Here is a 23,337-nt window from a genome sequence, read left to right on the forward strand (position 1 = left end):
CACCCGGGTGCTCCGCCGGGCCGCCTCCTCACGGGAGGCCCGGCGGAGCCCCGGACCTCCGAGCACGTCCACCGAGAACATCCACCGAGAACGTCCCGATCAAAGGTGATCCCATGCGCAAGATTCTCGCCGCCGGACTTCCGGCCATCCTGCTGAGCACGGCCCTTCTGGCGATCTCGCCGGCCGCGCCCGCCACCGCACTGGGCTCCGGAGCTCCGCTCACCGCGGGCAGCACCACGAGCACGATGCCCGATCTGACGGGCCTGGCCGGAACCTGGACCCGGACGGCCCAGGGCGGCTACACCGCCGTCGCGGCCGCGAACCAGAACGCCCCCGCGGTCGGTGAGCAGGAGGTGGCCGGTACCGCCCGGTACACCGCCACCGTGACGGTCGATCCGGCGTCGCCCTACGGGGTGGGCGCGCTGCTGTTCCGGGCCGCCGCTGACGCCTCCTCGGGCTATGCGATCACTGTGGATCCGAACCTGGACCGTCTGCGGCTGTTCGACCTGGCGACCGGCCAGGACGTCGCCGCCCCCGTGTCGGTCCCGCTCGTCACCGGACAGGCGTACACCGTGGATGTCCACCTCGACGGGCCACGCCTGCACATCGAACTGGACGGGGTGCAGCGGTTCGACGTCACCGACCAGCGCTACACGCGCGGCCGCGTCGGACTGCACGCGTACAACGGGACCGTGCGGTTCGGACCGCCGGGGGTCCGGACCGTGGAGACGGATCTGGACAGCTGGTCGGCGGATGCCGGCTGGCAGGCGACTTCGGCCGGGCTGCGGGGTGCCGCCCCGTCCGGCGCCAACATCAGGGCGGTCGCGACGGGGGAGTCTCCGGCGGACGTCGACTTCAGCACCTCGGTCCAGCTCACGTCGCCGTACGGAGTGGCCGCGGTGCTCTTCCGGACCGACGACGGCGCCACCACCGGTTACGCGGCAGAGGTGGACCCCAACGCGGGCCGGCTCCGCCTCTACCGGGTGGCGGACAACGTCACCCTGGGCGCCTACGCCACCACCATCACCCTGAACAAGATCTACCGCCTCCGCGTCACCGCCACCGGCAGCCGCCTGGCCGTGCACTGGCAGACCGACTTCCTGACCCCGAACGGCGCCCTGCCCGTCATCACCGCCACCGACTCCACCGTGGGATCGGGCCACCTCGGAATCCTGTCCTACAACGGCACCGCGGTGTTCCAGGCCCTCCACCTGCAGGGTCTGCAGACGTCCCTGCAGGGCTGGCGGACCGCCTCCGGCAGCTGGGAGCCGGACCCGGCCGGGGTGCGCGCGACGGCGGCGGCCACCCCCGCGGTGCGGTACGTTCCGGCGGTCGCTTCCGACGTCGTCGTGTCCCTCGACCTGAGCGCCGCCTCGCCGGCCACCGCCTCCGTCGTGGCCCGGAGCAACACCGACGGCACGGGCGGCACCGAACTGAGGATCACCCCGGCCTCGGGCCTCGCAGCCCTCTACGACCGGTCCACGGGCACGGTCATCCGCTCCGGCACGCTCCCGGCCGGCAGTTTCGCCTCCGCGGCACAGCCGTACCGGGTCCAGTTCACCCTCCAGGGCGGCTCGGCCACGGTGCTGGTCGACGGCGTGAGTGTCCTCTCCGGGACGGTGCCCGCAGCGGCCGGGAGTGGCGTCGCGCTGCTGACGACAGGGGGAAGCGCGGTCTTCCAGAACGTCAGCGCGGACGCCGCGGGCGACTACATGAACGGGCTCTACCAGCCCGGCTATCACTACTCGCAGAATGCGGGCAACGCCTCGGACCCGAACGGCCTGGTGTACTTCGGCGGCGAATACCACCTCTTCCACCAGGACCGGGGCCGCTGGGCGCACGCCGTCAGCACGGACCTGCTCCACTGGAAGCCGTTGCCGATCGCCCTCCCCGTCATGGACGGCCTGGAGTCCTGGTCTGGTTCGGCCGTGGTCGACTCCTCCAATGCGAGCGGCCTGTTCGCGGGCGTCCCCGGCGGCGGGCTGGTCGCCTTCTACACCTCGTTCAATCACGATCTGCCCAATGGCAACCAGTCGATCCGCGCCGCCTACAGCACGGACAAGGGCCGGAGCTGGCGGCAGGTCCAGCAGTCGCCCGTGGTCCAGAATCCGGGCGGGGCCACGGGTGGCTGGGACTTCCGGGACCCCAAGGTCACCTGGGATCCGGCCACGGCCCGGTGGGTCATGACGGTGTCGGGCGGGGACCATCTTCGGTTCTACACCTCGACCGACCTGAAGACCTGGTCGTTCGCGAGCACCTTCGGGTACGGGGCCTGGGTGCGGGGCGGCGTCTGGGAATGCCCGGATCTGTTCCAGATGCCGGTGGAAGGACAGCCCGGGGTCACACGCTGGGTCCTGTACTGGAGCACCGGTGCCGTGCGGGCCACCAACGGGTCCTCCGCGCAGTACGTCACGGGGACCTGGGACGGCGCCACGTTCACGCCGGACACCACGGCCGCCCAGGTCCTGCAGGCCGACCACGGCCGCGACTACTACGCCGCCATGAGCTTCTTCGGCGCCCCGGACGGCCGACGGATCCAGCTCGGCTGGATGAGCAACTGGGACTACGCGTTCAGCCCTCCCATGGGCCGCTGGAACGGGCAGCTCAGCATCCCGCGGGAGCTGAAACTGGTCAGCGTCCCCGGGGTGGGGCTGCGGCTCTCGCAGGCGCCGGTCGCCGAGGAACAGGCACTGCGGTCCTTGACCTGGCAGACCACCGACGTCCAGGTGACGCCCACCTCGGCCAATCCGCTCGCCGCGGTGTCGGGACGGGCTGTGGAGGTCGAGGCGGAGGTGGGGCTCCCGGCGGCGGGGGCGGCGTCGTCGTTCACCTTCGGCCTGCGGCAGGACGGCTCGCAGAGCACCGCGGTGCGCTACGACGCCCCGGCGAACACGGTGACCGTGGGCCGCACGGCCTCCGGCCGGGCCGACTTCTCCCGCTATTTCGCCTCCTCCGCGGCCGATGACAGCACGGCACCCTGGAGCACGACGACGGTCGGCGGGGAGAAGCGCGTGACGTTGCGGATCCTGGTGGACGCCTCGTCCGTGGAGGTGTTCGGCGGCGACGGCACCGCGGCGATCACGTCGCTCGTGTTCCCCGACCCGTCCTCCACCGGCCTGTCCTTCTCCACGAGCGGCGGCACGGCACGCCTGGTGTCCGTCAAGGTCCATCAGCTGGCCGACACGTTCCGGCTGGGCGGCGTCCCGCAGAGCACGGTGCCACCGCAGTCCCCGCTCGCGCCGTTCACGGGCACGGCCCGGCAGAACCTCGGCCCGTACACGGTGGTCCCCGGCGGCCGCTGGGAGAGCACGGGCGCCGGCCTGTCCGGGACCTTCGATCAGGACTCGACCGCGCTGGGACAGACCACGCTGTCCGATGTGCGGGTGCAGGCCACGGCACGCTTCGGCACGGTGCCGTACACGGGCGCGCTGCTAGGGCAGGACCCGGCGCCCGAGCGGGGCTACGGCGGAGCCGGCTCGATCCTGCTGCGCTCTTCGGCCGACGGTTCCACGGCCTATTACGTCAACGTCGACCCCAATCTGGGGCTGGTCCGGGTGTTCGCCGTGATCAACGGGTCCCTGGATCCCGCCACCGGGACGCTCGCGTCGGTGCCGCTCCCGCTCGCCGTGAACACCTCGTACCGGGTGGACGCCTCGATCGTGGGGAACCGGATCACCGTCTCCCTCGACGGGTCGCCGCTGATCGACGTGACGGACTCCCGCCTGACGTCCGGGCGGGTGGGCCTGAACTCATTCGGGGGCAGGGCCGCCTACCAGGACGTGGTGGTCACGCCGCTTTGAGCGCCGTGACCACGAGCAGCAGCACCATCCCCAGCGCAGCGTCACCCGAGAGCAGCATCATCCCGAGAAAGGACCAGGAGACATGAGGAGATCCATCAGCAAGGACCGCAGCCCGGCCGCCGGCACGGGCGAGGGACCAGGGATGACCAGGCGATCCCTCGTCACGGGAGCCGGGGCGGCCGCCGTCGCGGCACTGGCGGTTCCTCTCACCGGCTCGCCCGCGGAGGCGGCGCCGGCAACGAACGGAGGACGAATGCGTCAGCGGCCCGAATTCCATCTCAGCGTCCCGGACAACTGGAAGAACGACCCCCAGCGGCCGGTCTACGTCAACGGTGAGTATCTGTACTACTACCTCTACAACGGGGACTACCTCGCAGGCGGTGGCGGCACCTCCTGGCGGCTCGCCACCACGCGGGACCACGTGTCCTTCCGGGACCGGGGCGTCGCCATCCCGAAGTTCACCAACGCCAACGGGGACTGCTGGTCGGGGAGTCTCGTGGTGGATGAGGGGAACACCGCGGGCTACGGCAGGGGCGCGGTGATCGCCGTCGTCACCCAGGCCCCAGAGGGCCAGCAGGCCCAGTACCTCTGGCACTCCACCGACGGCGGGCGCACTTTCCTCCCGGGTGGGACGGAGCCGGTGCTGCCGAACCCCGGCGTCCCCGACTTCCGGGACCCGAAGGTGGTCTCGGACGCCGAGCGGCGGCGCTGGATCCTCGTCAACGCCGAAGGCCACAAGCTGGGCTTCTACGCCTCGTCCGATCTGCGGTCCTGGGCGAGGGTGGGGGAGTTCGTCCGGACCGACATCGGGCTGCTGGAATGCCCGGACCTCTTCCGGATGACCGCGGACGACGGGAGCGCTCACTGGGTTCTCGGCACCAGCGCGAACGGCAAGGGACGCGGGCTGCCGGCCACCTACGCGTACTGGACCGGGACGTTCGACGGAGCGTCCTTCACCACGGATCACGACGAACCCCACTGGCTGGACTGGGGTTTCGACTTCTACGGCGCCGTCACCTATCCGGATCACCTGGCCTCCGGCGCGGAGAATCCCGCGCTCCGGCGTGTCATCGGCTGGGCCAACTTCTGGGACTACCCGCACAACACCCCCACGCTCGCCACGGACGGGTACAACGGGGACGACATGATCGTCCGGGAACTCCGCCTGGTCCGCACCGGGAGCGGCTACCAGCTCGCGTCGAGTCCGCCCGCCGCGCTCGCCTCGTACATGACGCGCACGCACTGGCTCGGCGACGTCCGGGTCCGGGGCACCCGGGACCTCACGATCCGCTCCGGCGCCTACGACCTGAGCTGCGAACTGGTGTGGGATCCGTCGGCGCCGCCGTCCAATATCGGGCTCGAGCTGTGCCGTGCTCCCGGCGGTGGGCGGCACGTGGCCGTGGGCGCCTACCTCCGTGGCCCGTTCAGCTACGTCAACCGCCGGCCCACGATCAATCCGACGGGCGGTGAGTCCCAGACCCCCATCGACCCGTCGACGGGACGGCTGGCGATCCGCGTCCTGGTGGACCGGACGAGCGTCGAGCTGTTCGTCGGGGACGGGACGGTCGTCCATTCGCACCGGGTCTTCCCGTTGGAGGGCGACGACGGCATCCGGCTCTATGCGAACGACGGCGAAGCCACCTTCCGCGGGCTCACGATCCGGGAGCTCCGGGTCAGGTAGGCGGGGCACCCGGATCGACCCCCGGCTTTGTGGAATACCCACGGAAATTTCCGTGGGTGTTCCACGCAAGGGTGGGTCGGAGGGGAGATCGGAGATTCGAGGCCCGCGTGGGACGACGGCGGGGCCGGACCACCCGTCATCCGGCGTCCAGTGCCTTGCGATAGGAGGCCAGGGTGGCGCGGGCGGCGCTGTCCCAGCCGAAAGCGGAGGCGTGGCGGCGGGCGCCGAGGCTGAGCGCGGTGCGGAGGGCGACGTCGTCGTACAGGCGTTCCAGGGCGGAGGCCCAGGCGGTGATCCGGTGACCGTCCACCAGGATGCCGCTGACGCCGTCGTCCACGGCATCGGCGAGCCCGCCCACCCGGGTTGCCAGCACGGGTGTGCCACAGGCCTGCGCCTCGAGTGCCACCAGCCCGAACGACTCGCTGTAGGACGGCATGGCCACCACGTCCGCGGCGCGGAACCACGCGGCGAGCTCCTCGCGGGGAACCGCGTTCAGGCGGGTGACCACGTCGGACATGCCGCTCGTGGCGATGAGGGAGCCGAGGTCGTACTGACGGCTGCCGCTCTGCTCGCCCAGCAGCGTCAGTCGGAGGGGGATGTCAGGTCGCCTGGCCCGCAGCATGGCCGCGGCCTGCACCAGGATGTGCGGGCCTTTGAGCCGTTGCATGCGCCCGGCGAAGACCACGTGGAAGCCCCCGGAAACTCCGGCCACGGGGACTTCGGGGGAGAACACGTCGAGATCCACCCCGGGCGCCACCACGTCGATGGCTGCGGGGGAGGCGTCGTAATGGGAGTGCAGCTCCTCCGCCTCGGCCCGGGTGTTGGCGATGAGCCGTGCGGCGCCGTCCACCACGCACTGCTCGCCCTGTTCCCGGTTCTCCGGCTCGGCATGTTCGCCGGAGTGCAGATGCTGATTCTTGACCCGCGCCATGGTGTGCATGGTGTGGACCAGCGGCACCTGCCACGCCCGCGCGAGATGGAGCCCGGCGACCCCGGAGAGCCAGTAGTGGGAGTGGATGAGCTGGTAATGCCCCTGGGCCTGCCGGGCCCGGATGGCATCCACCTCGTCCGCCATGTGGTGGATGAGCGACGGCAGCTGTTCCTTGGGGATCCGTTTCCGCGGGCCGGCCTGGATGTTGTGGACGCAGATGCCCGGTTCGGGATGCTCCACCTCGGGCTGCCCGGGGTCCACGGCCCGGGTGAAGATCTCCACGTCCACGCCGGACTTCGCCAGCGCGGACGCCAGCGAGCGCACGTAGACGTTCATCCCACCGGCGTCACCGGAACCCGGCTGTTCCAGCGGCGAGGTGTGCAGGGAGAGGAAAGCGACGCGGCTGATCGGCGGCATGGTCCCTCCCTGGTTCGCAGGTCTGTTTCGGCGGGGACGGTGGAAGCTGACGTCCCTCAGAGACTTTACCGCTCCGTGGTGTCACGCCCGCGACGCCGGAGCGGTGACGCCGGCCCCGTGACGAGTGCTACGCGGTGGCACCGGGAAAGCGCCCGCCCGCGCACCTAGACTTAACGGGTGACTTCCGAGACCCCGACTTCCCCGACCGTGCCGCACAGCCACCCGGTGACAGCGCAGGACGGCACCGCCATCCCGGAACGGGCGGCCATCGTCGACCTGGCCGCCATCCGGCACAACGTCCGCCGCCTGGCGGAGATCGCGGCGCCGGCGAAGGTCATGGCCGTGGTCAAGGCGGACGGTTACGGGCACGGTGCGCTGCGCACCGCACAGGCTGCGCTCGACGGCGGAGCGAGCTGGCTGGGCACCGCTCACGTCAGCGAGGCGCTGGCCCTGCGGGAGGCCGGCATCGACGCACAGCTGCTCGCCTGGCTGCACACCCCGGAGACGGACTTCACCGCGGCCATCGAAGCGGGCATCGATCTCGGCTGCTCCGGCTGGGAACTGGAACACATCGTGGCCGCCGCCCGCTCCGTGGAGCGCCCGGCCCGCGTCCACCTCAAGGTCGACACGGGCCTCGGCCGGAATGGGTCCACGGTCGAGTCCTGGGACCAGCTCATCGGTGAGGCCATCGACTACCAGGACCAGGGTCTGCTGCGCGTGGTGGGCATCTTCTCCCACCTCGCCGTGGCCGATGAGCCGCACCGCCCGGAGACGGACCGCCAGCTGGACGTGTTCCGTGAGGCGCTCGCGCTCGCCGAGGACGCCGGCATCGACCCGGAGGTCCGCCACCTCGCCAACACCCCCGCGACGTTCACCCGCCCGGACGCGCACTTCGACCTGGTCCGGGTGGGCATCGGCGTGTACGGGCTCTCGCCGTTCGCCGACCAGCGCAGCGACGATCTCGGCCTCATCCCCGCCATGACCCTCCAGACCCGGGTGGCGAACTGCAAGGCCGTCCCGGAGGGGCAGGGCGTCTCCTACGGGCTGAACTACCGGACCAAGGCGCCCAGCACCCTGGCGCTGATCCCGCTGGGCTACGCCGACGGCGTGCCGCGGATCGCGACCGGGGGTCCCGTCCGCCTCGCCGGCCGCACGTACCCCGTGGTGGGCCGGATCGCGATGGACCAGATGGTGGTGGACCTGGACGTCGAACTCGACGGCGCGGAACGGCTCGCCCTCGTGGGGACGCCGGCGGTGCTCTTCGGCTCCGGGCGCGACGGCGGCCCGCTCGCCGACGACTGGGCCGCGGCGGCCGGCACCATCAACTACGAGATCGTGACCCGGATCAGCGGTCGCGTCCCGCGGGTCTATGTGGACAGCGAGGCCGCGCCCGACGCGGCACCCGCAGGCAGCACGGACACCGGGCAGGAGACGGGCGCATGAGCGAGGCCCTCTGGACCGCGACCTTTCACGTGGCCGATGTGGAGGAGACGCAGGCGCTCGCCGAGACGATCGGCGCCACGCTGGACGCCGGTGATCTCCTCATCCTCAGCGGCGGACTCGGCGCCGGGAAGACCACGTTCACCCAGGGCCTCGGCAGGGGCCTCGGTGTCCGTGAAGGCATCATCTCGCCCACGTTCGTTCTGGCCCGCCGTCACCCGAACCTCCCGGAAGGGCCCCGCCCCGGCGGCCCCGACCTGGTGCACGTGGACGCCTACCGGCTGGGCAGCGCCGAAGAGCTCGAGGACATCGATCTGGAGGAGACCCTGGACACCTCGGTCACCGTGGTGGAGTGGGGCCGGGACCGCGCCGAGCAGCTGTCCGCCAGCCGCCTGGAGATCGACCTGGAGCGCGCCACGGGCCAGGACACCGGGGAACGGATCATCCTCGACTTCGAGGACGAGGACGAACCCCGTGCTCTCACCGTGACCGCGTTCGGGGACCGCTGGGCCGAACGCCCGGCCTGGGCCCGGGACGCCGACGAATCAGAAACCCTGCAGGAGGACACCCCGTGACGACAGTCCTGTCCATCGACACTTCCGCCATCGCCGGCGCCGCCATCCTCCGGACCGCGGCCGACGGGGTCGAGGTCCTGGCCCGCTTCGCCACCGAGGACACCCGCAGCCACGCCGAGGTCACCGCCCCGGCGGTCGCCGCGCTCCTCGCGGAGACCGGTCTGACTGGCCGTGATCTGGACGCGATCATCGTGGGTGTCGGCCCGGGCCCGTTCACCGGGCTGCGTGCCGGCCTCACGGTGGCGCGGACGCTCGGTTTCGCCTGGGGCATCCCCGTGCACGGCGTCATGAGCCTGGATGCGATCGCCGCGGAGGCGGTGGCCGCCGGGGCGCCGGAACGCTTCCTGGTCGCCACGGACGCGCGCCGCAAAGAGGTCTACTGGGCGCTCTATGCCGACGACGCCGGAACCCCGGTCCTGCTCGACGGCCCCCACGTGCAGGTCCCGGCCGAAGTCCCGCTCGGCGAGCTGGTGGGCGGCACCGAGGCGAGTGACGCGGTGGTCTACGGCGCGGGCGCGGGCCTGTACCCGGAAGCCCTGCCCCCGGCGCCGGGCTTCGCGCACACCCAGCCCGGCGCCGTCGCGCTCGGAACGCTGGCCCTGCGGAGGATGGCCCGCGGCGAAGAGCTCCTGGACACCGAACCGCTGTATCTGCGGGAGTCGGATGCGCAGGTGCCCGGCCCGAGGAAGCGGGCTCTGTGAGCGGGAACGACGAGTCGCCCAGGAGCTACACGGTGGATGAACGCGATCCCGGTTTCAGCCTGCGGGGGATGACCCCGGACGATCTCCCCGTGGTGCACGGTCTGGAGCTGCGGCTGTTCCCCGAGGACGCCTGGCCCCTGGACATGTTCGAGGCCGAGCTGATGCAGCGGGACACCCGCGAGTACTTCGTGGCCACCATCGGCGGCACCGTGGTGGGCTACGCGGGGCTCATGTGCATCCCGCCGATCGCCGATGTGCAGACCATCGCCGTGATCCCGGAGTTCGAGGGCCGGGGGATCGGCTCCGCGCTCCTGCGGACGCTCCTGCAGCGGGCCTCCCACGGGAAGGCGGACGACATGCTGCTGGAGGTCCGCGAGGACAACCCTCGGGCGCAGGAGCTCTACCGGCGCTTCGGCTTCGAACAGATCGCGGTGCGGAAGAACTACTACAAGGGCGGGGTCAACGCGCTCATCATGCGGCGTGTGCTGGACCCCGAAGCGGGACGGAACGCCGGGCAGGACGACGGAGGCAAGCCATGAACCGAACCGAACCGCTGATCCTCGGCATCGAATCCTCCTGCGATGAGACCGGCGTGGGGATCGTGCGCGGCAGCACGCTCCTCAGCAACACGGTCTCGTCCTCCATGGACGAGCACGTGCGCTTCGGCGGCGTGATCCCGGAGATCGCGTCCCGGGCGCACCTCGAAGCGATCGTCCCCGCCCTGGACGCTGCGCTCAAGGAAGCCGGGGTCACGCTGGACGAACTGGACGGCATCGCCGTGACGGCCGGACCCGGCCTGGCGGGCGCGCTCATGGTCGGCGTCAGTGCCGCGAAGGCGCTTGCCGTGGCCACCGGCAAGCCGCTTTTCGCGATCAACCACCTGGTGGCGCATGTGGCGGTCGGGCTGCTCGACCAGCAGGTCTTCGCGCCCGGTCCGGAGGGCTCCGCCACCCTGCCCGAGAACCTCGGCGCACTGCTCGTCTCCGGTGGGCACACGGAGGTCCTGCGGGTGCGGAGCATCCACGACGTCGAACTGCTGGGCAGCACGATCGACGACGCCGCGGGCGAGGCGTACGACAAGGTCGCCCGCTTGCTGGGGCTGGGTTACCCCGGCGGCCCGGTGATCGACCGGCTCGCCCGGGACGGGGACCCGAAGGCCATCCGCTTCCCGCGCGGCCTGACCCAGCCCAAGTACATGGGCACCGCCGACGAGCCCGGCCCCCATCGCTACGACTGGTCGTTCAGCGGGCTGAAGACCGCCGTCGCGCGGTGCGTGGAGCAGTTCGAGGCCCGCGGCGAGGAGCCGCCGGTGGAGGACATCGCGGCGAGCTTCCAGGAGGCCGTGGTGGACGTGGTCACCGCGAAGGCGATGCTCGCGTGCAAGGAGCACGGCATCACGGAGCTGCTGCTGGGCGGCGGCGTGGCGGCGAATGCGCGGTTGCGTGAACTGACGGCCAAGCGCTGCGCGTCGAACGGGATCACCCTGCACGTGCCGCCGATCAGCCTCTGCACGGACAACGGCGCCATGGTGGCGGCGCTGGCGTCGCGGCTCGTGATGGACGGGGCCGAGCCGTCGAGCCTGGGCTTCGCGCCGGATTCCTCTCTCCCGGTGTCCACGGTCCTGCTGCCGTAACCGGCTTCGTTGCCCGCGAACCGCCAGTAGGTGCCCGAATCCCGGTCGGATAAGGGCACCTACTGGCGGTTCGCGGGGGAGGCGGCGGCGTCAGGACGTCAGGACGTCAGACGGCCAGGACGTCGATCAGAGCGTTGGCCGTGACCGCGCTGGACTGCGGGTTCTGACCGGTGATCAGGTTTCCGTCGATCACGAGGTGGGATGACCACGGGGCATCGGTCACCACGGTGGCGCCGTTCTCCCGGAGGCGGGATTCCAGGAAGAACGGGGAGAGGTCCCCGAGGCCGCCCTGCTGCTCTTCCAGGTCGCTGAACGAGGTGAGACGCCGGCCGGCGAAGACGAAGCCGCCGCTGTTCCGTGCGGACAGCAGTCCGGCCAGGCCGTGGCACAGCGCCGTGACGGGCATCCCGTCGCGATCGGCGGCGTCGAGCAGGGCGCCCAGCGCCGGGTGGTCCACCAGGTCCGCCATGGGGGCATGCCCGCCCGGCAGGAAGAGCGCGTCGAACTGGTCCGGCGTCACGTCCTCCAGAACCAGGGGGCTCGCCAGTGAGGAGGCGATCCCGTCCAGATACGCTCGGTGATCCGCCGCGGCTTCCGGCTCCACACCGCCCTGTTCGTTGAGGCTGATGGGGTCGACCGTCGGGGCGGTTCCTCCCGGGGTGACGAAGGTGACGCTCAGCCCGGCGTCGCTGAACAGCCGGTGCGGCACCACGACCTCCTCGGCCCAGTAACCGGTGGGGTGGAGGGTGCCGTCGGAGAGGCGGAGTTCCGAGGCGGCGCTGAGGACCATGAGGATGCGTTTCATGAGGGGCTCCAATCGAGGGGGAGACGACGATCAGTCGGTATGGAGTGAAGCCATCGCTCATCGAGATTCTTCCCATTAACTTTCCGCTCTCATAAGATTTCTTATGATGGAGGACTTGCGGAATGAATCTTGACGTGGTGCAGAGTTTCCTGGAGATCTACCGGCGCGGGTCGCTGACGGCGGCCGCCGCGGCACGGGGACTCAGTCAGCCGGCGATCAGCGGCCACTTGCGCCGGCTGGAGCAGCAACTGGGGGAGGACCTGTTTCTCCGGACGGGCCACGGGGTGGTTCCGACCGGCCGGGCCGACCGGCTGGCGCAGCGGCTGGGCACACACCTGGATGAAGTCACCGCCGCGCTCCGGGAGGATGAGGCGGAGGGATCGTCGGGCACGGTGCGGATCGGCGCCGCCGCGGAGATCACGGCGGCGCGCCTGGTCCCGGGGCTCTCCGGACTGGCGGGGCCCGGGTTCCAGCTCCGCTTCCTGCCGGGGCATCCGGAGACGCTGCTGCCGGAACTCGCGGCGGGACGGCTGGATCTGGTGCTGTCCTCGGTCCGGCCCCGGACGGACGGCGTCGACGCCGTGCCGCTCATCGACGAAGAGTTCGTGCTGATCGCGGCGCCGGGAGTGGCGCGGCGTGTGGACCGGGAGCTGCTGGCGTCCTCGCCTCTGAAGGCGCTCGCGTCCGTGCCGCTGGTGGCCTACTCGGAAGAACTGCCCATCATCCGCCGGTACTGGCGCAGTGAATTCGGCCAGCGGCCCCGGAATCCGGTGGCGCTGTTGGTTCCGGACCTGCGGGCGGTGCTCGCCGCCGTCGTCGCGGGCGCCGGGGCGACGGTCCTTCCGCGGTATCTTGCCGCGCCCGCTGTCAGCAGCGGGCAGGCCGAACTGCTCCATGAGCCGGTGGTGGCCCCGCTGAACACGATCTACCTGGCGCGGCAGGCCGGTGTCCCGCCCACGCCGGCGGCGGCGCGCGTCTCCCGTCGTCTGGTGGAGCTGGCCGCGTCCTGGGGCGATCTCTGAGTGTGGATCACTTGGGCGGGAGTGAGGACGCGTAGTCGACGCCGACGCCCACCCAGCGGGCCAGCGCGTCGTCGTCGTGGGTCACGTCGTCCGCCACGCGGAGCCAGCCGTCCATCGCCCGGCCGCGCATGACCGCGCGCTCGACGCCGGGATGGGAGCAGAGTTCGTCGCTGGCACCAGGATCCGCGCGCAGCATCAGGCCGCCCTGGCCGCTCGCGCTCACGGCCATGTTGCCGCCCACCAGGAAGGCGAGCCCGCCGAACATCTTCTTCTCGGTGAAGTCCACCGTGCCGTTCAGGACGGACCGGATCCGTGCCGCGAGTTCCTGGTCGTATGCCACGCCCTCATCGTCGCACCGGGACGGTGGAGCGGCAATGGCCTGCGCTTCCCCGCGAAGGAACAGTTCGTGCCCTGAAAACCTCGCGGAAAGGGCGTGATGTGTTCCTTCGCGTGGGGGATCAGGCGTCGGGGCCCTTGCGCATCTGCTGGATGAGGTCGAGCACGACGGCGTGCAGGTCGCCGTCGCTAGCTGCCGCCACCTTGCGCTGCCGCTGGTAGCCGGCGCCGCGCTCGATGATCCTGTCCACATGGGCGAGTTCGTCGGAGCAGCCGAGCTTCGCGGCGATGGGCTCCAGCCGGTTCAAAACGTTGTTGCGCAGGTGGTCGGTGACGAGGAGCTCGTCGCCCGCCCGGTTCAGGATGATGATGGCGTCCAGGCCGTACCGGGCCGCGCGCCACTTGTTCTCCTTGAGGAACCAGCGGGGCATGGTGGGGATGGCCCAGCCGGCGTCGAGCTGCTGGGAGGCCTCCTCGACGAGGCACTGGGTCAGCGCGGCGATGGCGCCGACCTCTTCAAGCGTGGCGAGCCCGTCGCAGACGCGCATCTCGATGGTTCCCAGGGCGGGCACGGGGCGGATGTCCCAGCGGATCTCGCTGCCCGTGTCGATCACCCCGGTGGTGAACATGTCGTAGACGTAGTCCTCGTACTGGCCCCAGGACTGGAAGGTGAACGGCAGGCCCGCAGTGGGAAGCTGCTGGAACATGAGGGCGCGCTGCGAGGCGTAGCCGGTGTCCTCGGCGCCCCAGTAAGGGCTGGAGGCGGAGAGCGCCTGGAAGTGCGGCATGTAATTCAGCAGCGCGTCCATGACGGGGAGGGCCTTGTTGCGGTGGTCCAGGCCGACGTGGACGTGGACGCCGTAGATGACCATCTGACGGCCCCACCACTGGGTGCGGTCGATCAGCTTGGCGTAGCGCTCCTTGTCCGTGACGGGCTGCAGCTGCGGAGGGCTGAAGGGGTGGCTGCCGGCACAGAAGACCTCGACGTCCATGGGGTCCGTCACTTCGCGGACGGCGTCCAGGGAGCGCTGCAGGTCCGCCTTGGCTTCCGCGACCGTGTGGTGCACGCCGGTGACGAGCTCCACGGTGTTGAGAAGCAGCTCCTGCTTGATGTGCGGGTGTTCTTCGCCGTCCTGGAGCCCCGGGTGATTGGCGGTGACCTGATCCAGGACCTCCTGGGCCACGGACGCGAGTTCGCCGGTCTGGCCGTCGACCAGGGCGAGTTCCCATTCAATGCCGAGTGTGGACTGCTCCGAGTCTGCGAAGTCGATCTGCACCTGGTCCCCTCCTTCTTGCCCGGCTTCCTCTGAATGGCGGTCAGGAGACCATGCCGATGCTTGCGTAAGTCTAATATGCGGGAGGCCTTCGCCGAGCTGGTGAATCCTGCGTGACGGCGGGAGATGCGTCACGCGCTGACACATGACGCCGGGTGTCGCCCCGGGGACATCACAGGCCCCGAATTGCTAATGAGAATCATTCTCACATAAGCTCGTTCCATGCATCTCACTCTGGTCAGTTCCCTGGACAGCCACTGCCGCGCGGAGGCCGTGAGGCTCGTGGGCCGAGGTCACCGTGATTCGGTGCTCGTGCTCCACGACCTGCTTCCCGACTCCCGCGTGCTGCGCCGGGTGCACTTCCGTGACCGGATCGTCGACCGTCAGGAACGCCTCCTGGAACACGGCTGCCTGGCGTGCACCGTCCGTCTGGACGTGGTGCCGGCCGTGCGTGAGTTCGCCCGGGCGGGCTGCCCGCACCTGGTGCTCGGCCTTCCGCCCGGCGTGGCCGCGGGGCTGGTCCTGGAGGAGCTGCGGATCAACGGCCCCGAGGATCTGGTGGTGGACAACGTCCTGGTGGCCGTGGATCCTTCCGAGCTGGAGGATCAGATCTGGGATCCGAGGACTCTTCATGACGCCGGATTCACCCCCATGCCATCGGATGACCGGGTGAGTGGTGAGTTCCTGGTGGGCGAGTTCGCGCTGGGGGACACCGTGCTGACCGTTTCCGGGCTGTCGACCTCCCTCAGCGCGGACCTGGATTCCGAGGTTCCCCCGGCACTGACCGCCGAGGGCTCGTCGTGGTTGCAGGGACGGCATCTGCTCGGGCACCTCGTCCCGCACGCCGCCGTCCTCGGATCCGGGGACGAGTTCCAGCCCGGCTGTCACGACCGGGCGGAAGCGCTGTCGCGCTCGCAGCCCGGGGCGGTCCGGGCGCCGCGGGCGCAGGATCACCCCCTGAACCCGGGTGACTTCCGCACCGTGGTGCACCGCCTCGAGCGGCCGCTGCATCCGCTCCGGCTGCATCAGCGGCTTCCCGAGCTGGCTCAGGGGGCGCACTGGCTGCGCGGCACGCTCAGGCTGGCCTCGCCCGGCTACCGGAGCGTGGCCCTCCAGGGGGTCGGGCCGCGCGTGTGGATGGAGCCGGCCGAGCGTCCCCGGCCTGGCGGCCTCGCGGGACTCTTCCCCGCGCCGGGGGAGGCGACGCGCCTTGCCGGGGACGCCGCCGTCGTCGCCGTGACGGGACGGGCCGAGGATGTCGACCCGGGCGCCGTCGCGCGGCTGCTGGATTCATGCCAGCTCAGTGACGCCGAACTCGCCCTCAACCCGGCCCGCTTCCCGGACCCCTTCGGATTGCCCGAGCGCGATCCGGGCACTTGGCCCGGCCTCTGACCCCCACTGGAACAAGCAAAGGAACCGTCATGAAAGTACGCAATTCGCTCCGAGCCCTCAAGAAGATCCCGGGCGCCCAGGTGGTCCGGCGCCGGGGGAGGACGTTCGTCATCAACAAGAAGAACCCCCGCTTCAAGGCCCGTCAGGGCTGAGATGTGAGACCGGCCCGGTGTCTTCCCGGCGCCGGGCCGGTCTCCGGGGCCGGTGGTGCAGTTTAATGAGCGCATGGCCATCTTGAACAAGGACATGACCCTCTGCATCTCCCTGGCGGCGCGCCCCAGCAACATCGGGACGCGCTTCCACAACTACCTCTACGAGAGGCTCGGCCTGAATTTCGTCTACAAGGCCTTCGCGCCCGCCGATCTGGCGGCGGCGGTGCAGGGCATCCGCGGGCTGCCGATCCGCGGGGCGGCCGTGTCCATGCCGTACAAGGAAGCTGTGATCCCGCTCGTCGACCGCCTGGCCCCCTCGGCTGCCGCGATCGACTCGGTCAACACGATCGTGAACGACGACGGCGTCCTGACCGCGTACAACACCGACTACCAGGCCGTGGAGCGACTGCTCGCCGAGAACCGGGTGCCGAGCGACCTGTCCGTCATGCTGCGCGGATCGGGCGGCATGGCCAAGGCCGTGGTCGCCGCGTTCCGGGACGCGGGCTTCCGCAACGTCACCGTCGTCGCACGCAATGAGGAGAAAGGGCGCGCCCTCGCGGGGCTCTACGGCTTCGCCTGGCAGGCCGACGACGACGGCGGCCGCCTCGCCGATGGCACGCAGGCCCAGCTGCTGGTCAACGTCACTCCGCTCGGGATGCGCGGCGCCGATGAGGACGCACTGTCCTTCCCGCTGCCGGCGATCGAGGCGGCGGAGCTCGTGTTCGACGTCGTGGCCATGCCGGCCGAGACCCCGCTCCTGAAGGCCGCCCGGGCCGCGGGCAAGCGGGTGATCACTGGCGCCGAGGTGGCGTCGATCCAGGCCGAGGAGCAGTTCGTGCTCTACACGGGTGTCCGGCCCGACGCGGACCTGGTCCGCGAGGCGAGCGAGTTCTCGCGCCAGGAGGCGTGACGCCTCAGACCGGCTCCGCGGCTCCCGTCCCGTACCCTCCGCAGGCCTCGTAGCACTCTGTGCGCTCCTGTCCGGAACCCTTGGCACCTCATTGCTAAACCGTTATAGTTCCTGGCAGCGGCGCAGCGTTGCGCCGCCAGCGACCTGAAGGGCGGTATCTGAATGTCCAGTTCCAGCATGACTAGCAGGCGAACCTTCCTCACCGTGGGCGGAGCGGGCCTGGCCGGAGTGCTCGGCCTCGCCACGGCACCCGCGGCCTCCGCGGCCGGCGGCACACCGTCGGGCGTGCACCCCGCCATGACGCCACCCGGGACTCCGGTTCCGGGCAGCGGCGGCATTCCCGCGGGACCGTCCACCTTCGGATGGAATCCCCGTGACCTGCTCGACTTCGACCCGGCGACCACTCCCTGGGGGCGGCATCTGCGGTGCCTCATCCCTCGCGCCGAACGGATCGCCCCGTTCGCGCCGACCCAGGCCCGTCCCGACCTGGACCCCGCCGTCCAGCTGTCCACTCTCACGATCGACGACGCGGGTTCGGTCTACGAGGGACGGAATCAGGCGATCGGCCAGGAGCCGTACGTCTACACCCAGCGGTACTGGCCGTACATCGACATCTGGGGAACGTGGCACGGCCAGGTCCTCGCGTCGGTGCCGGACGAGGTGGTGAAGGACCCCTCCGCACCGAACCGCGACTACGGCGTCATCGACATCCCGAATCCCGGGTGGACCGAAGCCGCGCACAAGAACGGCGCCCGCGCCATCGGCGGCTGGTTCTGGCCGCGCAGCACCACGGCGTTCGACGAGTTCCTGGTGCAACGCCCGGACGGCACCTTCCCGGTGGGGGACAAGATCGTGGAGCTGAAGAAGTACTTCGGCTTCGACGGGCTCTTCATCAACCAGGAGGCCTCGATCACCAAGGCCCAGGTGGGGAAGCTGTTCGAGCTGTTCCGGTACATCAAGTCGGTCGATCCCGGCTTCTACCTCCAGTACTACGACGCCGTGCTCCCGGACAGCGGTGAGCTGGATTACCAGAACGAACTCAACGCCCGGAACCTGCCCTCGCTCGGCACTCCGCAGGACCGCGCCGTGGACTCCATCTTCATCAACTACGACTGGCCCCGGGTCGATCCGGGGCTGAAGAACAGCGTCGCCGCGACCAAGGCCGCCGGGTTCGATCCCCGGCAGGTCGGCTTTGCCGGCGTGGAGCATCAGAAGGGCGGCTTCCGGCCGATGGAGTGCTTCGGTGACCTGGCCGCGCCGGGCAAGCCGGGGCCGATGTCCGTGGCCCTCTTCGTGGACAGCGAGTTCTGGCTGGACGCCGCACACCGCGGTGAGGTGCACGATCCTCAGGGGCGTGCGCGGTACCGGGATCTGGAGCAGAAGTTCTGGTCGGGTCCCACCGGGAATCCCGCGGAGTCGGGCCGTCTCGATGCGAGGAAGCCTCCGTACCGCAGCGATGTGCTGAATTACCGCCAATGGGATGGCATCGCCCACTCGGTGGTCGAACGCTCGCCATACGGTTCGCTGCCGATCGTGAATTCCTTCAACGTGGGCGTCGGGTCGTCCTTCAGCATCGGTGGACGTACGGTCAGCGCGCGGGGCTGGGACAACCAGGGCATCGCCGACCCCTCACTGAGCTGGCAGTACTGGACCGAGGGGCGGCTCGCCGTCGCGCTCGACGAGACGGCCTCCTACGACAGCGGGCACAGCCTCTCCGTGTCCGGCTCCGGGGTGCTGCACCTGTTCAAGACCGAGCTGCGGCAGAGCCGCGCGGTGCAGGTGGAGGTCATCGCAGGGCCCGGCCTGACTCTCGAAGTGGGCGTCACCCGGCGCTCCCGGCCCGGACGCATCGAATGGCGTCCTCTGGAGCGCGACGGCGGGGCGTCCGCTCCCTGGGCGCCGTACCGCGGCGCCATCCCGGCCGAGCGGGACGCCGTCGTGCGGCTGTCGCTGCGGATCAGCGGCACGGGCCGGCTCGGACGCCTGTCCTTCCGGGAGGCGGGCGCCACACCGGCTCCGGTCCCGGTGAAGGGCCTGGCCGTGCGGACGGTCGGAGGCGGGACGGACGTGGAGTTCACCTGGACCCTCAGCAGCGGCGCCTCCGCCTACGACGTGTTCCAGGGCGGACAGTGGCTCGGGAGGACGCACCGGGACGCCTTCTTCTCCCCGGGCGTCGATCTCGGGGAGGGACGGACGTTCTCCGTGGTGCCGATCTCCGCGGCAGGTGTGCGCGGTCCGGCGACGGCGGTCCGGCTGGGCTGAGTCCGGGCCCTGATGCATGTGGTGCGGGTCAAGACCAGCGCACCAGGTGACTCAGCCGCGCTCGACCGGTTCCACCACGATCACCACGCGGTCCTGGCCGATCCGGGTCAGGACCAGCGTGGCGTGGTTGCCGCCCTTGCGCGGCTTGCCCGGCAGGAGGAGCTTCCGCAGTTCCTCCGGGGTGACGGCCGTGCCACGCTTCTTGATGTCCACACTGCTCACGTCGTGGGTCTTCACCCAGGTCCGGAGCGCCTTGACGTTGTACGGCATGGTCTCCAGGATGCGGTAACTCCGGGCGAACGGCGTCTCCAGAGCCGTCCCGCTGGCGAGGTACGCGATCTGGGGATCCAGGAAATGCGCGCCGACCTCCTCGGCCAGGTCCGAGACGAGCCCGGCGCGGATGACGGCGCCGTCAGGCTCATGCAGGAAGCCCTCCACCGGCCCGGTCTCCGGTTCCGGGCTCTCGCCGAAAGCGGCCCCGGAGGTGAGCTCCACCCGGCCCGCGGGTGTCAGGAGCAGGGCCGAGCGCCGGACACCCTCCCGTGCCAGGGCATTGAACCAGAGGGTGACCTCCGTGACGTCGCCGTCCACGGAGACCCACTGAGCCTCGCAATCCGCCGGAATCGACTCGTGCGGCATGCCCGGGCCGAACTTCACGCCCACCGCCTTGCCGTCCGCGGCGAGCCGTTCCACGAAGGACAGGGGAGGGGAGAACGCCTCCGGGTCCCACAGCCTGGCCGAGCCGGACGTCGACACTTCGCGGCGCGCCGGATCCAGCCACACGCCGTCGTACTCCGCGAGATCCAGCGCCGTGGCGTCGGTGTGCAGGACGCGCGCTTCCGGGAACGGGTGCAGGTTCACGGCGGCGCAGGCGGCGGTCTCCTCGTCGCGCTCCACGGCGGTGACTTCGAGACCGAGGGACGCCAGGGCGAGCGAGTCTGCTCCCAGGCCGCAGCCCAGGTCCACGACGCGCTGCACCCCGGCCTGCCGATACCTTTCGGCGTGCAGTGCTGCGACCTTCAGGCGGGTGGCCTGTTCCAGGCCCGCCTGGGTGAACAGCATGTCCTGGGCGAACGGCCCGAACTTCGCCTCGGCCTTGGCGCGCAGCCGGCTCTGCGTCAGCAGGGCAGCGACGAGTGCGGGATCGTGCCCGTCCTTGCGGAGCCGGAGGTTCTGCGCCAGGGCGTCCTTCTCGGAGTAGGGGTCCAGCGAATTCAGCAGGGCGAAGGCCTCGGCCGTGAGCAGCGGAGCGATCTGACCGTCGGGGGTGGGCATGGTTCCAGCCTAGTGCGGCCCAGTGTCCGGGTGGACCGGGTGCGGAGCGTGCGCTCAGCCGCGCCCGGTAGGGTGAAAGCATGAGCGCCCACCAGCCCAAGTCATCCGCCTCAAGCTCCCGGAAGGTGCTGGTGGCTCTGCTCGGCGAGTATTCCCGCGCCCTGCTGATCGTGGGTGTCATCGTTCTGCTGGTGGCGTTCGCCGTCCTGGGCGTGCTCTGGGTCCTCGACACCTTCAACGCGGCCGTGTACTCCGTGGACGGCAAGAACATCGCCGATGCCACGGAGGAGGCCAAGGGGCTGCGGGAGATCTACACGCCCGTGCGTGCCGGGGCCTGGGTGGTCCTGATTCTCGCGGCCGTGTTCGCGGCTCTCGGCTCCGTGGGCCTGTACCTGAACCGGGACAGCCGCCCGAAGGATCAGGGTCCGGACCAGGGTGAAGTGGGCGTCGAAGACATTCTCGACTGACGCCGGTCCTTCGGCGGCCCCGGACGGCACGTCTCCGATGACGAATCGTTGGCACTCGCCTTGACCGAGTGCTAACGCATCCCTACAGTTGCTATTAGCACTCGTACCCTTCGGGTGCTAAGCCCAAGGTTGCTGCCGGCACCGCGACGACGGTTGGCACCGCGGCTGAAGACGTAAGAAATCTCATGCAAAGGAGAGATCGTGTCGGTCTCCATCAAGCCTCTTGAGGATCGTATTGTCATCCGCCAGCTCGCCGCTGAAGTGACCACTGCTTCCGGCCTGGTCATCCCGGACTCCGCTCAGGAGAAGCCGCAGGAAGGCGAAGTCGTGGCCGTTGGCCCCGGCCGCGTGGATGACAATGGCAACCGTGTTCCGATCGACGTTGCCGTGGGCGACGTCGTGCTGTACTCCAAGTACGGCGGCACCGAGGTCAAGGCCGGCGGTGAGGAGTACCTGGTGCTGTCCTCCCGCGATGTCCTGGCGATCATCGTCAAGTAACGCCCCTACAGCTCATGTAGCGCAGATCCCCGCACCATGACCGGGTGCCCGGCCAGGCCGGGCACCCCGATGGTGGCGGGGATCTGCCTTTGAAAGGACACTCATGGCAAAGCAACTGGCGTTCGACGACGCCGCACGCCGCGCACTCGAGGCCGGCATCGACAAGCTCGCCAACACGGTCAAGGTCACCCTCGGCCCGCGCGGCCGCAACGTCGTGCTGGACAAGAAGTGGGGCGCCCCCACCATCACGAATGATGGCGTGACCATCGCCCGTGAAATCGAGCTGGATGACCCGTACGAGAACCTGGGCGCTCAGCTCGCCAAGGAAGTCGCCACCAAGACCAACGACGTGGCCGGCGACGGCACCACCACCGCCACCGTGCTGGCCCAGGCGCTCGTCAAGGAAGGCCTCCGCAACGTGGCCGCCGGTGCGGCTCCGAGCGAGATCAAGCGTGGCATCGAGACCGCGGTGGAAGCCGTGGCCGCCCGCCTGCTGGAGAACGCCCGCGAAGTGGAGGGCAACCACGTGGCGAACGTGGCCGCCATCTCCGCGCAGTCCGAGGAGATCGGCGAGCTGCTCGCCGAGGCCTTCGGCAAGGTCGGCAAGGATGGTGTCATCACCATCGAAGAGTCCTCCACCACCCAGACCGAGCTGGTCCTCACCGAGGGCATGCAGTTCGACAAGGGCTTCCTGTCCCCGTACTTCATCACGGACCAGGATCGCCAGGAGGCCGTCCTGGAGGACGCCTTCATCCTGATCAACCAGGGCAAGATCTCCAACCTTCAGGAACTGCTGCCTCTGCTGGAGAAGACCCTCCAGGCGAGCAAGCCGCTCTTCGTGATCGCTGAGGACGTCGACGGCGAGGCCCTGTCCACGCTGATCGTCAACCGTCTGCGCGGCACCCTGAACGTCGTGGCCGTCAAGGCCCCGGGCTTCGGCGACCGCCGCAAGGCCATGCTCCAGGACATCGCGATCCTCACCGGCGCACAGGTCATCTCCCCGGAGCTGGGCCTCAGCCTGGACCAGGTCGGCCTTGAGGTGCTCGGCACCGCCCGCCGCATCACGGTCACCAAAGACTCCACCACGATCGTGGATGGCGCCGGAACGGCCGAGGATGTCGCGTCCCGCGTGGCTCAGCTGCGTGCCGAGCTGGAGCGCACCGATTCCGAGTGGGATCGCGAGAAGCTGCAGGAGCGCCTGGCGAAGCTCGCCGGCGGCATCGGCGTCATCAAGGTCGGCGCCGCCACCGAGGTGGAGCTCAAGGAGAAGAAGCACCGCATCGAGGACGCCGTGTCCTCCACGCGTGCCGCTCTCGAAGAGGGCATCGTCTCCGGCGGTGGTTCCGCTCTGATCCACGCCCTCAAGGCGCTGGATGAGAGCCCGGAGGTGGCAGCGCTTCAGGGCGACGCCGCCGCGGCCGTGGGCATCGTCCGCCGCGCTCTGGCCCAGCCGCTGCGCTGGATCGCCCAGAACGCCGGCTTCGACGGCTTCGTGGTGGTCTCCAAGGTCTCCGAGCTGGAGAACAACCACGGTTTCAACGCCAAGACCGGCGAGTACCAGAACCTCATCGAGGCCGGCGTCATCGACCCGGTCAAGGTGACCCGTTCGGCTCTGCGCAACGCGGCCTCCATCGCCGCGCTGGTGCTGACCACGGAGACCCTGGTCGCCGAGAAGCCCTCCGATGAGGACGAGCACGCAGGTCACCAGCACTGATAGACCAGCACTGACCGTCTTCTGACGCGGAAAGGCCCGGATCCCCCCAATG

At 70.1% G+C, this 23,337-nt stretch carries 20 protein-coding genes; 15 read left to right on the top strand and 5 right to left on the bottom strand.

What is annotated here, in order from left to right; translation table 11 throughout:
* Nucleotides 1-113 precede the first annotated feature (113 nt).
* Both AB4Y75_RS02300 and AB4Y75_RS02305 read left to right on the top strand, forming a co-directional pair.
* On the top strand, nt 114-3,800 hold the full coding sequence (locus tag AB4Y75_RS02300; RefSeq protein WP_441434276.1) for a glycoside hydrolase family 32 protein: 3,687 nt from the start codon (nt 114-116) through the stop codon (nt 3,798-3,800).
* Between the two features lie 82 nt (nt 3,801-3,882).
* A complete protein-coding gene (locus AB4Y75_RS02305; protein WP_441434277.1) occupies nt 3,883-5,481 on the top strand; it encodes a glycoside hydrolase family 32 protein in 1,599 nt (532 codons plus the stop codon).
* Between the two features lie 136 nt (nt 5,482-5,617).
* Here the strand turns inward: AB4Y75_RS02305 and mshA are convergent, their stop codons facing one another.
* Nucleotides 5,618-6,829 (bottom strand): D-inositol-3-phosphate glycosyltransferase, encoded by a 1,212-nt coding sequence (mshA, locus tag AB4Y75_RS02310; protein ID WP_441434278.1) that lies wholly within the window; start codon nt 6,827-6,829, stop codon nt 5,618-5,620.
* Nucleotides 6,830-7,036: 207 nt separating this feature from the next.
* On the opposite strand from mshA, the gene alr reads away from it, so the two are divergent.
* From alr to tsaD, 5 genes are all read left to right on the top strand, one after another.
* The gene (alr, locus tag AB4Y75_RS02315; RefSeq protein WP_441435241.1) at nt 7,037-8,272 is read left to right on the top strand and encodes an alanine racemase; all 1,236 of its coding nucleotides are present in this window, start codon (nt 7,037-7,039) and stop codon (nt 8,270-8,272) included.
* Nucleotides 8,269-8,844, top strand: coding sequence for a tRNA (adenosine(37)-N6)-threonylcarbamoyltransferase complex ATPase subunit type 1 TsaE (gene tsaE / locus AB4Y75_RS02320; protein ID WP_441434279.1), 576 nt, complete (start codon nt 8,269-8,271; stop codon nt 8,842-8,844). The genes alr and tsaE overlap by 4 nt, the downstream gene beginning before the upstream one ends.
* The gene (tsaB, locus tag AB4Y75_RS02325) at nt 8,841-9,545 is read left to right on the top strand and encodes a tRNA (adenosine(37)-N6)-threonylcarbamoyltransferase complex dimerization subunit type 1 TsaB (RefSeq protein ID WP_441434280.1); all 705 of its coding nucleotides are present in this window, start codon (nt 8,841-8,843) and stop codon (nt 9,543-9,545) included. The genes tsaE and tsaB overlap by 4 nt, the downstream gene beginning before the upstream one ends.
* Before the next feature lie 68 nt (nt 9,546-9,613).
* Nucleotides 9,614-10,084, top strand: a complete 471-nt coding sequence (gene rimI / locus AB4Y75_RS02330) for a ribosomal protein S18-alanine N-acetyltransferase (protein WP_441435242.1) — start codon at nt 9,614-9,616, stop codon at nt 10,082-10,084.
* Nucleotides 10,081-11,178: a tRNA (adenosine(37)-N6)-threonylcarbamoyltransferase complex transferase subunit TsaD gene (tsaD, locus tag AB4Y75_RS02335; RefSeq protein WP_441434281.1), complete on the top strand. Its 1,098-nt coding sequence runs from the start codon at nt 10,081-10,083 to the stop codon at nt 11,176-11,178. Before rimI ends, tsaD begins: the two co-directional genes overlap by 4 nt.
* A 106-nt stretch (nt 11,179-11,284) precedes the next feature.
* On the opposite strand, the gene AB4Y75_RS02340 is transcribed toward tsaD, so the two are convergent.
* Nucleotides 11,285-11,983, bottom strand: a complete 699-nt coding sequence (locus AB4Y75_RS02340; protein ID WP_441434282.1) for a type 1 glutamine amidotransferase domain-containing protein — start codon at nt 11,981-11,983, stop codon at nt 11,285-11,287.
* Nucleotides 11,984-12,105: 122 nt separating this feature from the next.
* Between AB4Y75_RS02340 and AB4Y75_RS02345 the strand changes: the two genes are divergently transcribed.
* Complete coding sequence (locus AB4Y75_RS02345; protein WP_441434283.1) at nt 12,106-13,005, top strand: LysR family transcriptional regulator; 900 nt, start codon at nt 12,106-12,108, stop codon at nt 13,003-13,005.
* Between the two features lie 7 nt (nt 13,006-13,012).
* Here the strand turns inward: AB4Y75_RS02345 and AB4Y75_RS02350 are convergent, their stop codons facing one another.
* Both AB4Y75_RS02350 and AB4Y75_RS02355 read right to left on the bottom strand, forming a co-directional pair.
* On the bottom strand, nt 13,013-13,345 hold the full coding sequence (locus AB4Y75_RS02350; protein WP_441434284.1) for a TfoX/Sxy family protein: 333 nt from the start codon (nt 13,343-13,345) through the stop codon (nt 13,013-13,015).
* A 118-nt stretch (nt 13,346-13,463) separates the two neighbouring features.
* A complete protein-coding gene (locus AB4Y75_RS02355) occupies nt 13,464-14,618 on the bottom strand; it encodes a glutamate--cysteine ligase (protein WP_441434285.1) in 1,155 nt (384 codons plus the stop codon).
* A 219-nt stretch (nt 14,619-14,837) separates the two neighbouring features.
* Here AB4Y75_RS02355 and AB4Y75_RS02360 point away from each other — a divergent pair, with 219 nt between their 5' ends.
* From AB4Y75_RS02360 to AB4Y75_RS02375, 4 genes are all read left to right on the top strand, one after another.
* On the top strand, nt 14,838-16,007 hold the full coding sequence (locus tag AB4Y75_RS02360) for a GTP-binding protein (RefSeq protein WP_441434286.1): 1,170 nt from the start codon (nt 14,838-14,840) through the stop codon (nt 16,005-16,007).
* Nucleotides 16,008-16,036: 29 nt separating this feature from the next.
* Nucleotides 16,037-16,159, top strand: a complete 123-nt coding sequence (gene ykgO, locus AB4Y75_RS02365) for a type B 50S ribosomal protein L36 (protein WP_287902055.1) — start codon at nt 16,037-16,039, stop codon at nt 16,157-16,159.
* Between the two features lie 73 nt (nt 16,160-16,232).
* Nucleotides 16,233-17,069, top strand: coding sequence for a shikimate 5-dehydrogenase (locus tag AB4Y75_RS02370; RefSeq protein ID WP_441434287.1), 837 nt, complete (start codon nt 16,233-16,235; stop codon nt 17,067-17,069).
* A gap of 177 nt (nt 17,070-17,246) precedes the next feature.
* Nucleotides 17,247-19,331: an endo-beta-N-acetylglucosaminidase gene (locus AB4Y75_RS02375; protein WP_441434288.1), complete on the top strand. Its 2,085-nt coding sequence runs from the start codon at nt 17,247-17,249 to the stop codon at nt 19,329-19,331.
* Between the two features lie 51 nt (nt 19,332-19,382).
* Here the strand turns inward: AB4Y75_RS02375 and AB4Y75_RS02380 are convergent, their stop codons facing one another.
* On the bottom strand, nt 19,383-20,606 hold the full coding sequence (locus tag AB4Y75_RS02380; RefSeq protein WP_441434289.1) for a class I SAM-dependent methyltransferase: 1,224 nt from the start codon (nt 20,604-20,606) through the stop codon (nt 19,383-19,385).
* An 80-nt stretch (nt 20,607-20,686) separates the two neighbouring features.
* On the opposite strand from AB4Y75_RS02380, the gene AB4Y75_RS02385 reads away from it, so the two are divergent.
* The 3 genes from AB4Y75_RS02385 (at nt 20,687) to groL (ending at nt 23,285) form a co-directional block, all read left to right on the top strand.
* Entirely contained in the window at nt 20,687-21,073 is a 387-nt protein-coding gene (locus AB4Y75_RS02385) for a hypothetical protein (RefSeq protein ID WP_441434290.1), read from the top strand.
* A 201-nt stretch (nt 21,074-21,274) separates the two neighbouring features.
* Nucleotides 21,275-21,571 (top strand): co-chaperone GroES, encoded by a 297-nt coding sequence (gene groES, locus AB4Y75_RS02390; RefSeq protein ID WP_066211406.1) that lies wholly within the window; start codon nt 21,275-21,277, stop codon nt 21,569-21,571.
* Between the two features lie 103 nt (nt 21,572-21,674).
* Nucleotides 21,675-23,285, top strand: a complete 1,611-nt coding sequence (gene groL / locus AB4Y75_RS02395; RefSeq protein WP_441434291.1) for a chaperonin GroEL — start codon at nt 21,675-21,677, stop codon at nt 23,283-23,285.
* Nucleotides 23,286-23,337 lie beyond the last annotated feature (52 nt).

The sequence above is a fragment of the Arthrobacter sp. RAF14 genome (assembly GCF_052114185.1).
Classification (GTDB): domain Bacteria; phylum Actinomycetota; class Actinomycetes; order Actinomycetales; family Micrococcaceae; genus Arthrobacter_E.

Coding starts and splice junctions, on each gene's coding strand:
- groL (WP_441434291.1), top strand. CDS start 21,675: ATGGCAAAGCAACTGGCGTTCGACGACGCCGCACGCCGCGCACTCGAG.
- AB4Y75_RS02380 (WP_441434289.1), bottom strand. CDS start 20,606: ATGCCCACCCCCGACGGTCAGATCGCTCCGCTGCTCACGGCCGAGGCC.
- AB4Y75_RS02300 (WP_441434276.1), top strand. CDS start 114: ATGCGCAAGATTCTCGCCGCCGGACTTCCGGCCATCCTGCTGAGCACG.
- AB4Y75_RS02370 (WP_441434287.1), top strand. CDS start 16,233: ATGGCCATCTTGAACAAGGACATGACCCTCTGCATCTCCCTGGCGGCG.
- rimI (WP_441435242.1), top strand. CDS start 9,614: ATGACCCCGGACGATCTCCCCGTGGTGCACGGTCTGGAGCTGCGGCTG.
- AB4Y75_RS02340 (WP_441434282.1), bottom strand. CDS start 11,983: ATGAAACGCATCCTCATGGTCCTCAGCGCCGCCTCGGAACTCCGCCTC.
- mshA (WP_441434278.1), bottom strand. CDS start 6,829: ATGCCGCCGATCAGCCGCGTCGCTTTCCTCTCCCTGCACACCTCGCCG.
- tsaE (WP_441434279.1), top strand. CDS start 8,269: ATGAGCGAGGCCCTCTGGACCGCGACCTTTCACGTGGCCGATGTGGAG.
- tsaD (WP_441434281.1), top strand. CDS start 10,081: ATGAACCGAACCGAACCGCTGATCCTCGGCATCGAATCCTCCTGCGAT.
- ykgO (WP_287902055.1), top strand. CDS start 16,037: ATGAAAGTACGCAATTCGCTCCGAGCCCTCAAGAAGATCCCGGGCGCC.
- AB4Y75_RS02345 (WP_441434283.1), top strand. CDS start 12,106: ATGAATCTTGACGTGGTGCAGAGTTTCCTGGAGATCTACCGGCGCGGG.
- AB4Y75_RS02360 (WP_441434286.1), top strand. CDS start 14,838: ATGCATCTCACTCTGGTCAGTTCCCTGGACAGCCACTGCCGCGCGGAG.
- AB4Y75_RS02305 (WP_441434277.1), top strand. CDS start 3,883: ATGAGGAGATCCATCAGCAAGGACCGCAGCCCGGCCGCCGGCACGGGC.
- AB4Y75_RS02375 (WP_441434288.1), top strand. CDS start 17,247: ATGACTAGCAGGCGAACCTTCCTCACCGTGGGCGGAGCGGGCCTGGCC.
- AB4Y75_RS02385 (WP_441434290.1), top strand. CDS start 20,687: ATGAGCGCCCACCAGCCCAAGTCATCCGCCTCAAGCTCCCGGAAGGTG.